This window comes from Nocardioides turkmenicus, assembly GCF_011045035.1.
GTDB classification, from domain to species: Bacteria; Actinomycetota; Actinomycetes; order Propionibacteriales; family Nocardioidaceae; genus Nocardioides; species Nocardioides turkmenicus.
Map to the genome: position 1 here is coordinate 28,431 of NZ_JAALAA010000025.1, position 12,648 is coordinate 41,078.

The 12,648-nt window shown below is 69.5% G+C and carries 11 protein-coding genes; all 11 read right to left on the reverse strand.

Annotation, left to right across the window (positions count from 1 at the left end; all coding sequences use genetic code 11):
* Positions 1-73 precede the first annotated feature (73 nt).
* The 11 genes from G5C66_RS22555 to G5C66_RS22605 all read right to left on the reverse strand — a co-directional run bounded on the left by G5C66_RS22555 (position 74) and on the right by G5C66_RS22605 (position 12,638).
* On the reverse strand, positions 74-1,792 hold the full coding sequence (locus tag G5C66_RS22555; RefSeq protein ID WP_165113338.1) for a GMC oxidoreductase: 1,719 nt from the start codon (positions 1,790-1,792) through the stop codon (positions 74-76).
* The gene (locus G5C66_RS22560) at positions 1,789-3,411 is read right to left on the reverse strand and encodes a succinic semialdehyde dehydrogenase (protein ID WP_165113340.1); all 1,623 of its coding nucleotides are present in this window, start codon (positions 3,409-3,411) and stop codon (positions 1,789-1,791) included. The genes G5C66_RS22555 and G5C66_RS22560 overlap by 4 nt, the downstream gene beginning before the upstream one ends.
* A 48-nt stretch (positions 3,412-3,459) precedes the next feature.
* Complete coding sequence (locus G5C66_RS22565) at positions 3,460-4,059, reverse strand: hypothetical protein (protein WP_165113342.1); 600 nt, start codon at positions 4,057-4,059, stop codon at positions 3,460-3,462.
* A 54-nt stretch (positions 4,060-4,113) separates the two neighbouring features.
* Positions 4,114-5,853 (reverse strand): glycerol-3-phosphate dehydrogenase/oxidase, encoded by a 1,740-nt coding sequence (locus tag G5C66_RS22570; protein WP_165113344.1) that lies wholly within the window; start codon positions 5,851-5,853, stop codon positions 4,114-4,116.
* A gap of 85 nt (positions 5,854-5,938) precedes the next feature.
* Positions 5,939-6,520 (reverse strand): C40 family peptidase, encoded by a 582-nt coding sequence (locus G5C66_RS22575; RefSeq protein WP_165113346.1) that lies wholly within the window; start codon positions 6,518-6,520, stop codon positions 5,939-5,941.
* A complete protein-coding gene (locus G5C66_RS26970) occupies positions 6,517-7,683 on the reverse strand; it encodes an enolase C-terminal domain-like protein (protein WP_165113348.1) in 1,167 nt (388 codons plus the stop codon). Before G5C66_RS26970 ends, G5C66_RS22575 begins: the two co-directional genes overlap by 4 nt.
* Before the next feature lie 2 nt (positions 7,684-7,685).
* On the reverse strand, positions 7,686-8,456 hold the full coding sequence (locus G5C66_RS22585; RefSeq protein ID WP_165113350.1) for a serine hydrolase: 771 nt from the start codon (positions 8,454-8,456) through the stop codon (positions 7,686-7,688).
* 9 nt (positions 8,457-8,465) lie between these two features.
* The gene (locus G5C66_RS22590; RefSeq protein WP_165113352.1) at positions 8,466-9,245 is read right to left on the reverse strand and encodes an SDR family NAD(P)-dependent oxidoreductase; all 780 of its coding nucleotides are present in this window, start codon (positions 9,243-9,245) and stop codon (positions 8,466-8,468) included.
* A gap of 91 nt (positions 9,246-9,336) precedes the next feature.
* Entirely contained in the window at positions 9,337-10,665 is a 1,329-nt protein-coding gene (locus tag G5C66_RS22595; protein WP_165113354.1) for an ABC transporter substrate-binding protein, read from the reverse strand.
* The gene (locus tag G5C66_RS22600; RefSeq protein WP_165113356.1) at positions 10,662-11,756 is read right to left on the reverse strand and encodes a branched-chain amino acid ABC transporter permease; all 1,095 of its coding nucleotides are present in this window, start codon (positions 11,754-11,756) and stop codon (positions 10,662-10,664) included. Before G5C66_RS22600 ends, G5C66_RS22595 begins: the two co-directional genes overlap by 4 nt.
* A gap of 3 nt (positions 11,757-11,759) precedes the next feature.
* On the reverse strand, positions 11,760-12,638 hold the full coding sequence (locus G5C66_RS22605; protein WP_165113358.1) for a branched-chain amino acid ABC transporter permease: 879 nt from the start codon (positions 12,636-12,638) through the stop codon (positions 11,760-11,762).
* Positions 12,639-12,648 lie beyond the last annotated feature (10 nt).

The window sequence follows — 12,648 nt, forward strand, 5'->3', positions numbered from 1 at the left end:
GGTTACGGGTCAACTAAAAACTTCCTGCCAGAAAACTTCGAGCGAAGTCGGTATCGATCCGGCAACAGACTGGTCACCGAACGTCAACGATGGGCAGCTGCAGCGCCGCCGGCGCGCTCGCGGGCACGGCAGGGGCCGTCGGCCGGACCGGCTGGATCCGGGCGTAGCCGGCTCCCAGCGCCGGACGCGGGTCGGCCTGGTCCTTGTTGGGCCAGAACGCCATCGCCCGCTCGGCCTGTGCGGTGATCGTCAGCGACGGGTTCACACCCAGGTTGGCGGAGATCGCGGAGCCGTCCACGACATGCAGCCCCTCATAGCCGTAGAGCCGCTGGTAGGGGTCGATGACACCGGTCTCCACCGAGTCGCCGATGGTGCAGCCGCCGATGAAGTGGGCGGTCATCGGCTTGTTGAACGGCTCGCCGATCGTGCCGCCGGCGTATCCCGGCTTCTCCCCCGAGCTCATCACCACGGCCATCTTCCGCACGGCGTCGAGACCGGCGGGGATCCAGGTCGGGTTGGGCTTGCCATGGCCCTGCTTCGACGACATCCGCCACCCGAAGATCGTCCGCTTCGGGAAGGTCGTGATCGAGTTGTCGAGCGCCTGCATGACCAGCGCGATGACGGTGCGCTCGGACCAGTGCTTGAAGTCGTAGAACGTACGCAGCGACCGCCGCTGCAGCCACATCTCCTTGAGCCAGCGGCGGAACCGCCGGGGACCACCTTCGGTGAGCACCGTCTGCATCGCCGCGATCGCGTTGCTGCCGTGGCCGTAGCGGACCGGCTCGATGTGGGTGTGCTCGTCGGGGTGCCACGACGAGGTGATCGCGACGCCCTCGGTGTAGTCGATGGCGGTGTCCGGCGCGATCGCACCGAGGATCGACTCCGAGTTGGTGCGGGTCAGCTCGCCGAGACGGTCGGAGATCTGCGGCAGGTCGCCGGTGCGCTTGAGCTTGTGGAGCAGCTTCTGGGTGCCGAGCGAGGCTGCCGAGAAGATCACCTGGTCGGCGGTGAACTTCCGGGTCCGGCCGATACCGAGCTTGGCCTTCGTGGAGCGGGTCTCGATGACGTACCCGGTTCCGGTCTTGGCCGGGTAGACGCGGGTCACCGTGGTCAGCGGGTGCACCTCCGCGCCGTTCTTCTCGGCCAGGTAGAGGTAGTTCTTGACCAGGGTGTTCTTCGCGTTGTGGCGGCATCCGGTCATGCACTCGCCGCAGTCGATGCAGGTACGCCGGTCGGGGCCCTCGCCACCGAAGTAGGGGTCCGCGACCTCCTGTCCGGGCACCTGGCCCGGCCCGCCGAAGAAGACGCCGACAGGCGCCTTGTGGAAGGTGTCACCGCGGCCGGACTCGGCCGCGACCTTCTGCATGACCTCGTCGGCCGGGGTCATGTGGGGGTAGAGGTTGACGCCGAGCATGCGCTTGGCCTGCTCGTAGTAGGGCGCCAGCTCGTCCTTCCAGTCGGTGATGTGGCTCCAGGAAGGGTCCTCGTAGAACGGGTCGAGCGGCTCGTAGAGGGTGTTGGCGTAGACCAGGGAGCCGCCGCCGACGCCGGCGCCGGCCATGATGACGGCGTCCTTGACCATGTCGATGCGCTGGATGCCGTAGCAGCCGATCGCCGGCGCCCAGAGGTATTTGCGCAGGTCGAAGGAGGTGTTGGGCAGCTCGTCGTCGCTGAACCGGCGACCGGCCTCGACCACCCCGACCTTGTAGCCCTTCTCGGTCAGGCGCAGCGCACTGACCGACCCGCCGAACCCCGATCCGATGACGAGGACGTCGTAGTGACTCCGGCTCATGCGCGGCCCAGCGACTTCAGCACCCGCAGCGACGCGGTCATGAACTTGGCGTACGCCTGGTCGCTCATCCCGAACTGCGGGGCGAAGCGCAGCACGGCCTGGGAGGCGACCGACTGGGTCTCGGTGTAGCGCAGGATGCCCTCGACACCCTGGCGGCGACCCTGGCCGGACTCGCGCATGCCGCCCATCGGGGCGTCGATGCTCGCGAAGGTGGCACCGAAGGCCTCGTTGATGTTGATGGTGCCGCACTTGATCTGGCGGGCGATCCGACGGGCGCGAGCGGTGTCGCGGCTGTAGATCGAGCCGTTGAGGCCGTACTCGCCGTCGTTGGCGCGCTGGATCGCCTCCTCCTCGCTGTGGAAGCGGTAGATCGAGACGACCGGGCCGAAGGTCTCGTTGCCGAAGCAGGTCATCTCCGGGGTGACACCCTCGAGGATGGTCGGCTCGAAGAAGAACGGCGCCAGGTCGGGGCGGGCGTTGCCGCCGGTGAGCACGCGGGCGCCCTTGGAGACGGCGTCCTCGACGTGGGCGGTCGCCGTGTCGACCTGGGCCTGCGAGATCAGGGTGCCCATGTCGTTCTCCCACCCGAGGGTGGCGCCGAGGGTCATCGCCTGGGTGCGGGCGACGAAGCGCTCGACGAACCGGTCGTAGATCTTGTCGTCGACGAAGAGCCGCTCCACGCTGACGCACAGCTGACCGGAGTTGGAGAAGACCGCGCGGGTCGCACCCTCGGCCGCCTTCTCGATGTCGGCGTCCTTCAGGATCAGCATCGGGTTCTTGCCGCCGAGCTCGAGGCTCGCGCCGATCAGCCGCTCCGCGGCCTGCTTGGCGACCAGCTTGCCGGTGTTGGTCGAGCCGGTGAAGCAGACGTAGTCGGCGCGCTGGATGATGCTCGTGCCGACCTTCGACCCCGGGCCGGAGACCACGGTCCACAGGTTCTCCGGGAGCCCGGCCTCCTCCAGCAGCTCGGCGCCGAGGAGCGCGCTGAGCATGGTCTGCGAGTCGGGCTTGATGACCACCGCGTTGCCGGCGGCGATCGCGGCCAGGCCGTCGCACAGCGCCATCGTGAACGGGTAGTTCCACGGGCTGATGATGCCGACGACGCCCTTCGGCACGTGGTTGAGCTCGACCCGGGTGAGCACCGGGATGACGCCGAGCTTGCGCTCGGTGTCGAGGATCTTGCTGCTCCTGCGCCCGTAGTAGCGGGCGGTCAGCGCGATGTGCAGCGGCTCGTCGAAGGCGTGCTTGCGGGCCTTGCCCGACTCCAGCACGATCAGGTCGAGGATCTCGTCCTGCCGGTCGAGGACGAGGTCGTGCAGCCTCATCAGGATGCGCTCACGCTCGGCGACCGGCGTCGCGGCCCACTTCTCCTGCGCGACCCGGGCCTTGGCGAAGGCTCCGGCGACATCGTCGTCGCTCGACTGCGGGATGTGCGCCAGCGGCGCCCCGTTGAGCGGACTGATGACCTCTCGGCTCTCCCCCGTGGTCGCCACGATGCGGCCGGTCAGGCGGGAGACGTAGTCAGGCTCGAGGGCCAGGGACGCCGTGGCGTCGTGCTCGGGATCGAGCGGGCCCTCGACGATCGGGCCGCCGGAAGAGGTCGGGTTCGATGCGCTCATGTACCGAGAGTATGTGACCAGCGTCTCGGAAGCCAGACAGTCGTCCCACTAACTCACGATACGAACGTCCGCGGCCCACCACAGGTAGCTGTGCTGCTCGGCCGGAAGGTCGATCACGACGCGGTCCAGGGGCAGCCGGTCGAGGGCGTGCACGGTGCACTCCTCCGCGGGGGTGGCCCGGTAGAGATAGGCGTCCAACGGCCATTTCGTACGCAGCCACTCATCGAGCCGCTCGGCGACCGACGCGCTGAGCCCGGGCTTCCGGTCCTGGCGCAGCCAGTAGCTGACCCGGGCGGTGGAGCCACCTGCGTACCTGAGCAGGGTCTGGGCGTCGGCGCCCATCGCCTCCAGGTAGGGGTAGAGCGGTTGGACGTAGAGGCAGCCGAGCGAGGAGGTGCCCTCGGGGTCGAGGAAGAGGTAGGTGAAGGCGCGTTTCGCCTGGTGGTCCGACCAGTGCCGGATCACCAGCGGCAGGTTGTCCTCGGCGCCGAATCCCTCCAGCGGCCACCTGCCGCAGCTGTGGTCGCGGATGACGTCCGGGCTGGCCAGGTAGGCCTCGGTGTCCAGGTCGAGCAGCTCGGGACGAAGGGGGGCGAGTACGAAATCCTCGGTGGCCAGCGGCTCGGGGGGATCTGCGACCAGGAACATGGCGTCAGAGTGCTACGTCAACCGCTTGGTCCGCCACGCCAATTCGGCTCGACCTCAGACGAGGTCTTCCACCTCCAGCCGCGCCCGGTCGGCCTCCTCGTCGGTGACCTGCAGCTGGGAGCGGCGCTCGGCCTCGATGCGACGCAGGTAGTGGTCGACCTCCTCCTTGGCACGCTGCTCGTCCCAGCCGAGCTCCTCGGCCATGATCTTGGCGACCCCGGGAGCCGCGCGTACGCCGCGGTCGAAGGTCTCCATCGAGATCCTGGTGCGGCGTTCGAGCACGTCGTCGAGGTGGCGGGCGCCCTCGTTGTGGACGGCGTAGACGACCTCGGCGGCGAGGTAGTCCTCGGCACCCTCCAGCGGCAGGGCGAGGGGGCGGCGCTGCTGGATGAGGTCGAGGACGTCGTCGATGAGTCCGCCGTGGCGGCCGAGGAGGTGGTCGATCCGGGCGACGTGCAGGCCGGAGCGGCGGGCCAGCAGGACCCGCTGGTTGGAGCGGGTCTCGAAGCCCTCGGCGCCGACCAGCCGTACCTTGTCGGTGATCGAGTCACGGAGGGTCATGTTGGTGGTCGTACCCAGTGAGTGCGCCGCTGCGTCGACGGCGTCCTTGGCCATCACCCGGTAGGTCGTCAGCTTGCCGCCGGCGATCAGCACCAGCCCCGGCAGCGGGGTGACCACGGTGTGCTCGCGGCTGAGGGCAGCCGTCTGGTCGGACTCGCCGACGAGAAGCGGGCGGAGCCCGGCGTACACGCCTTCGACGTCCTCGAGGTCGAGCGGCACCCGCAGGATCGCGTTGACGTGCTCCAGGACGTACTCGATGTCGGTCTTGGAGGCCGCTGGGTGGGCGAGGTCGTAGGTCCAGGGGGTGTCGGTGGTGCCGATGATCCAGTGGCGGCCCCACGGGATGACGAAGAGGACCGACTTCTCGGTGCGGACGATGAAGCCCGACTCCGAGCGGATCCGGTCGCGCGGGACGACGAGGTGGATGCCCTTGGACGCCTGGACGTGCAGGGCGCCGCGGCCGCCGACCATCGCCTGGATCTCGTCGGTCCACACGCCGGCGGCGTTGACGACGGTCTTGGCGCGGATGACCAGGTCCTGGTCGTGCTCGAGATCCCGGGCTCGGACGCCGACGACCCGCTCGCCCTCGCGCAGGAACCCGGTCACCTGGACCCGGGTCGCGATGTGGGCGCCGTGGGAGGCGGCGGTGCGCGCGATCGTCATCACCAGGCGGGCGTCGTCGACCTGGGCGTCGTAGTACTGGATCGCGCCGGTGATCGCGTCGGTGTTGAAGTCGGGGGCGATCCGCGCGACCCCGCGACGGGTGAGGTGGCGGTGGCGCGGGAGGCCGGAGTTGCCCATCCCGGAGAGCGGCCCGAAGCTCGCCATCCCGTCGTAGAGCGCGAGGCCGGCGCCGATGTAGGCGCGCTCCCAGACCGGGTTGGTCAGCGGGTAGAGGAACGGCACCGGCCGGACCAGGTGCGGGGCCAGGGTGTTGAGCAGCAGCCCGCGCTCCTGGAGCGCCTCGCGCACCAGCTCGAAGTCGAGCATCTCGAGGTAGCGGAGCCCGCCGTGGACGAGCTTCGAGCTCCGCGAGCTCGTTCCCGAGGCCAGGTCGCGCTGCTCCACCAGGCCCGTGCTCAGGCCTCTGGTGACGGCGTCCAGCGCCACGCCGGCGCCGGTCACACCTCCGCCGACGACCAGTACGTCGAGTTCGGTCTCTCCCGCCGCACCGACCATCGTGCCGATCGCGAGATCGCGGCTCTCGGGGCTCAGGGCGCCTGAACGAGTCATGCCTTCGAAGTTAACCCCTTCGCCCGAATTGTCACTTCTGGCGCGCGAGGAATTCACCGGCCCCGCCCGATAAGTCACGCAGCCGTCACAGACGGGCTGCGCTGATCAGGGTGGCGAGCCGGTCGGGAGGCATCGGCTCCTCGACCACGAGCATCTTGTCGCCGTCGGCGTGGATCATCGGACGGGTGCCGTCGGGCTCAGCGGGCGCGGTGGCGATGGCGACATGGGTGACCCTGCCCCCGGGGTCCTGAGCGAAGAAGTAGAGGTCGCCTGCGGCGACGTCGTCGAGGTCGACCGGCTTGAGCCCGGCGGCCTGGTCGCCCGCGTCCCGCGGGAGACGTACGCCGATGGCCTCGGCCGCCCGGAAGACCAGGCCGGAGCAGTCGATGCCGGCCTCGGTGGTGCCGCCCCAGACGTACGGAACGCCGAGGTAGCTCCTGGCCTTGCCCAGCAGGACCGAGACGGTGCTGGTGAGGGCGCTCGCCGGCAGCCAGCCGGGATAGCCCCGCTCGTCCTTCGTCGAGGGGTGGGAGGGGACGACGACGTACGCCCACTCCCCCCGGGTCTCGAGGACGACGACCTCCTCGCCGGGGACGACCTCGGTCTCGTGCTCGGCATCGTGTGCCGGCTCGGCGACGACGAAGGTGGGCTGCTTGACGGTGGTCATGGGAGGACTCCTTCGATGCCGAGACCGTTGCCGTGGGGGAACAGGATGCGGGGGCCGTCGTAGTCGATGCCACCGACATACGGGCTGGACTTCGCCCACCAGCCCGCGTCGAGGTCCTGCTCGCCGGGGATGCCTGTCGCCGCGACCAGGGCCGCAGCGGCGCCGATGCCGAGGTGGGACTCCATCATGCAGCCGACCAGACGTCCCAGACCGTGACGTTCTGCGACCCCCAGGAGCTCGAGCGCGGGCGTGATCCCGCCGCACTTGGCCAGCTTGACGTTGACCGCGTCCGCCGCACCCGCGCGGATGACGTCGACGAGGTCCTCGAGGTCGAAGACCGACTCGTCGGCCAGGATCCGGTAGGGCTGATGACGACGGACGTACGCCATCCCCTCCAGGTCCCGCCGGGCTACCGGCTGCTCGACGAACTCCAGCTCGACGTCGTCGTCGGCGAGTGCCGTCAGCACCGCCACCGCCTCGTCCGCGCGCCAGCCGGTGTTGGCATCCAGACGGAGTACGCAGCCCGGGGCCGCCTCACGCACCGCGAGCACGCGCTCGGCGTCGGTCGCCGCGTCGGTGCCGACCTTGATCTTGAGCGTCGTGAACCCGTCTCGCGCTCGGGCGGCTGCTGCCTCTGCCAGGTCGGCGGGGGTGCCGACGGAGAGGGTCATGTCGGTGAGCAACTGTGTTGGTTTCGACACGCCTCCGCCTAGCGGCTCCGGCGGCTCAACCAACGGGTGGCCAGCGTTGGTTGAGCCGGGCGAGCGCCAGCGAGCCCGTGTCGAAACCAACACATCCAGATGTTTGACCATCGACACCCCGCTCCGCCGGGCGACGAGGTCGTGCAGCGCGATGTCGGCGGCCATCTTGGCCGACCGGTTCCCGACGACGGCACCCTGGATCAGCCCGGCGGACGACAGATCGGCGGCAGCGCCGACCAGCACATCCGAGATCGGCCCCTCCAGCGCCGCGGCGGACCCGGCGAGCGAGTCGCCGGTGACCCGCCAGACCTGCGGCGCCTCACCCCAGCCGACGCACCCGTCGGAGTCCTCGACGGTGACCACGACCGTCTCCGCGAACTCCGTACGCCGCAGCGCAGTCACGAACGGGGTGTGCAGCGGCACCCGGACACGCTGGGTGCGCACCGCGACGACCCGGGGCACCGTCACAGGGTCGACCACAGATAGCGGGCGACCTCGCTGATCCGGAACTCCGACTCGTCGTCGTCCAGGCCGGTCGTGAGCACGACCATCACCTGCGGTTCGCCCTGAGCAGGCCGGATGATCGCCATGTCGTGGCGGACGCCGTCGACCCAGCCGGTCTTGTTGCCGACCACCGCATCCTCGGGCACGCCGAGAGGGATCGCGTCGCGATACTCCTGCGCGACCAGGATCCCTTCGAGCTCGGCGGTCGACTCGGGCGAGAGCAGCCGGCCGGAGGCGAGCTTGGTGAGCAGCTTGCCCATGTCGTTGGCGGTGACCAGGTTCTGCAGCCCGGCCTCGCGCGCGGGCGCGTCCTCGATCCCGCGCGAGACCGTCGTCATCGGCGTCACGCCGGCATCGGCGAGCACCGCGGCGACCTCCTCGAGGCCGACGCGCTCCAGCACGAGGTTGACGGCCAGGTTGCCGGAGACGGTCAGGGAGCGGCGTACGAGATCACCCAGCGGAAGCGCGGAGCCGACCGCTTCCCAGGTCTCGGGGTCCTGGTCCTCGGCCGGGTCCATCTCGAACCGCGACCCGGTGACGGCGGAGTCGAAGTCGGGATGGACCGCGATCGGCTCGTCGAGCGACAGCAGCCCGCGGTCGCGCAGCCGATAGGCCGCGATCGCCACGGGCACCTTCATCAGGCTCGCCGCGTAGTGCTGCTGGTTGACGTTCTGAGCCTGCGTCGGGATGCCGTCGAGGCCACTGAGCCAGGTCGAGACCAAAGGTTCCACGTGCCGAGACTAGTCGGTCCGGTCGAGCTCCTGCCGGAACCGATTCACCTCGTCGAGCCAGCTGTCGACGTCGGCGGCACGCGCGGCGTACTCCTCGGCCACGTCGGGCTCGAGCGAGATCCAGAACTGCGAGCTCTGCCCGGCGTCCCAGACGGCGTCGGCGACCTCCTCGGCGGTGAGCGCGCCCTCCTCCGTCCGGAAACCCGGGAGCCCGGAGGAGCGCTCGAGCATCGCCGTCTTCACGCTGCGCGCGACGATCGCCTGAGCGACGATGCCCTGGTGCCGGTAGGTGGCGGCGAGCCACTCGGCGAAGGCGATCTCGGCGTGCTCGGTGGCCGCGTAGGAGGGGGAGCCGAGGAGCGTGAGGAGGCCCGCGGACGAGGAGGTGACCACGAACCGACCGGCACCCCGGGCGACCCAGTCCGGCAGCAGCAGCCGCGCTGCGCGTACGTGGGCGAGGACGTTGACCTCGTACGAGGTCATCCAGGCGTGGTCGGAGGCCTCGAGGCCGCGGCCGCGCTCGACTCCCGCGTTGCCGTACCAGGCGTCGATCTTGCCGAGCTCCTCCCGGGCGGCGTCCACCAGCGCCGCGGTGCCTGCGGCCGAGGCGGCGTCACCGGGAACCGCGAGGGCACCGATCGAGTCGGCCACCGCGCTGAGCTCGGCGTCGTCGATGTCGGCCACGACGACGCGACACCCTTCCGCGGCGAACCGCGTGGCCATGGCCTTCCCGATCCCTCGGGCTGCTCCGGTCACAACCACTCCGCTTCCGGGTGCGAGTACGTTCACGGACCGACCACCTCCAGTGGCGTTTGGGGTTGGCTGACCACTGTACCGAGGTCGATCCGTGAACGTGCGACTACCTACTGATCAGTACGGATCACTCAGGGATGCCGGACGAGGGCGGAGCGTCCGAGGCGGCGCTGTCGTCCTCCTCGATGGGCGCGTCCCCGATGTCCGTGACGAGCACCGGCGTGAGCGGCTCCGAGGCACCGTTCTTGATCTCGACCACGCTCACCCCGGAGATCCCCATGTGGGAGTCCTCGGAGAACCGGAACGGCGCGAGCCCGGGTCCTTCGAAGGAGGCGCCCTCCTTCTCGATGGTCTCGACGATCGACTCACGGGTCAGGTCCTTGCCGTTGGCCTGCAGCGCCTGGACGAAGGTGTAGGCCTGCGACATGCCGTAGATCCGGTAGTTGGTCAGCTTCTCCGAGCCCTTCTTGGAGTAGGAGTCCCAGACCTTCTGCCACAGCTTGACCCACTCGTCGTCGGGAGCGTCGACGCCGGGGATGTACTCCGTCGTCATCATCCCGTCCATCAGCTTCACGCCCTGCTCGGCCGGGATCTTGCCCTTGGTCATCGAGGCCAGCAGTCCGCCGACCAGGGCCGGGTCGGAGCCGACGTTGGAGTAGAACCACTTCGACTTGAACCCGACGCCCTGCGCGGCGATCTGGCTCAGGGCCGTGTAAGAGGGCGTGTTGAAGCCGATCACCAGGTCGACGCCCTTGGACTTGAACGAGGACATCTGCGGGGAGAAGTCGGTCGACCCGCCCGGCGTGTACTTCTGTACGTCGACGATCTGGGAGTCGAGGAACTGCCGCGCGCCCTTCTCGCCGTCCTCGCCGAAGTCGTCGTCCTGCAGGAAGAGACCGACCTTGGCGTCGGGCATGTTCTCGGCGACGTACTGACCGATGACCTTGCCCTCGATCTCGTAGTCGGGCTGCCAGCCGAAGGTCATCGGGCTCGTCTCCGGGTTGTCGCCCCACTGCAGCGAGCCGCTGGAGACGAACAGGTCGGGGATGCCGTCGTCGTTGAGCCGCTGCACGACCGCACGGTGGGTGGGTGTGCCGAGGCCGGCGACCATCGCGAAGATCTCGTCCTGCAGGATCATGTCGTTGGTGACGGCGCTCGTGTTGGTCGGGTTGTAGGCGTCGTCCTTGACGACCATCTCGATCTTGCGGCCGTGGACGCCGCCGGCGTCGTTGACGTACTCGTAGAAGGCCTGGTGCCCGGACGGGATCTCCGAGTAGCCGGGCGCGGCCGGTCCGGTCAGCGGGAAGTGCGCCCCGACCTTGATGGTGGTGTCGGTGACGCCGACCGCCGTCCCTTCTTCGGAGGGTCGCTCCTTGCCCGCGCCACAGGCCGCGAGGAGCGAGGCAGTGGTGAGGACACAGACGACCTGTACGGCTCTGCGTGCAGTGGTTCTCATGTTGTCTTCTCCTTGGTTGACCCGAGAGCTGAAGTGGCAGACAGTCGCGCGAGGAACGGGCGCAGGCTGCCGACGATCCCCGCCGGAGCGAGCAGGATGACGAGCATCAGCACCAGCCCGTAGACCACCGGGGTGACCTCCGCGGCCTGGGTTGCGCTGAGCCCGAACGACTCCCCGAGATCGGTGGCGAAGTGCGGAAGAAAGGCGAGTACGCCGGCCCCGATGAGCGCGCCGGTCAGGCTGCCCAGCCCGCCCAGGACGACGGCGGCCAGCAGGGTCAGTGACAGCGTGATCGTGAACGCGCCCGGGGCGGTGAGACGTACGTTCATGGCCATCAGCCCACCGGCGAGCCCGGCGCACATGGCGCTGACGGTGAAGGCCACCACACGCGCGCGGCCGAGGTGGATGCCGGCGAGCTCGGCTGAGACGTCGTCGTCCCGCACCGCCCGCCATCTCCGTCCGACCCGGGACCGGCTCAGGTTGGCGAGCGCGACGAAGGTGAGCGCGAGGAGCAGCCAGCCGAGGTAGGCGAGGAAGGAGTACTGGTCGATCTCGACGGCGGTGAAGAACCAGATCAGGTCCTGGATCCAGGCCGGCAGCTCGCTGGCCCGCGGCACCGGCACCTGGAGACCCTGCTCGCCGCCGAGGACGTCCCACTGGTTGGCCAGCCGCGGCACCGCGACGGCCAGCGTCAGGGTCGCGCCGGCGATGTACGGCCCGTGCAGGCGTGCCGCCGGGACCCCGACCACCACGCCGACCACGGCACAGACCCCGATCGCGACGAGGAGCGCGACGAAGACGTCGGCCAGCGACTCGCCACCGGTGCGCTCGAGCACGAGCGTGGCGGCGTAGGCACCCACCGCCATCAGCGCGCCGTGGCCCAGGGAGAGCTGCCCGGAGAGCCCGGTCAGCAGGGTGAGACCGCCGGCGGCGATCGCGAAGTAGGCCATCTCGGCGTAGCGGGTCTGCAGGTACTGGCTGGACATGCCGATGACGGCCATCACCACCAGGAGGGCGACCAGCGCGACGATGAGGTGGCGCGCGAGGGGCACCGACGTCACCGGGCGGAGGAGAGAGCGCAGACGTTCCATGGGTCAGACCCTCCTGGCCGCAGCCGCCGCGAAGAGGCCGCTGGGACGCACCAGCAGCACCACCATCAAGATCCCCAGCGCCACCAGCGGCGCCAGGTGCTCCCCGATGTAGCCGGTCACGTAGGAGAGCGAGAGCCCGAGGATCAGCCCACCGATGACCGACCCGAGCGGCGAGTCGAGGCCGCCCAGCACGGCGGCGATGAAGCCGTAGATCACGAACGGGTCCATGAAGGCCGGGTTCACCAGGTCGCCGCCGGCGATGAGCATCCCGGCCACCGCGCCGACGGCCGCGGCGAGGGCCCAGCCGAGGGTGAGCATGCGGCCGACGCGTACGCCCAGGAGGCGGGAGACCTCGCCGTTGAACGCCGCCGCCCGCATCCGCAGTCCCAGGTCGGTGAAGCGGAAGAGGACGACGAGCCCGGCCATCACCACGGCGACCACGACGATCGTCAGGATGCCGAACGGAGTGATCCCGATGGAGCTGTCCCCGACCGCGATCGCGTTGGTGCTGACCGGGGCCGGGAAGCCGCGGTGCTGAACACCGAAGGTGATCGCGGTGAGCCCGTGGAGGACCATGAAGAGCCCGAGGGTGAGAATCACCGCGTTGAGCTCGGCCTTGCCCTCCACCGGGCGGATGATCACCCGCTCGATCACCGCGCCGAGCCCGAAGCCCGCGGCGATCGCGGCGACGAAGGCGACCCAGTAGGGCACGTCGGCGTTGATCAGGGTCAGCGCGATGTAGGTGGTCACCATCGCCATCGCGGCCTGGGCGAAGTTGACGATCCGGGTCGAGCGCCAGATCAGGCACAGGGCCAGCGCGAACGCGGCGTAGACCGCGCCCAAGACCAGCCCACCGAGGGTGGTGTCGAGGAACTGTTGCATCGTTCGTGGC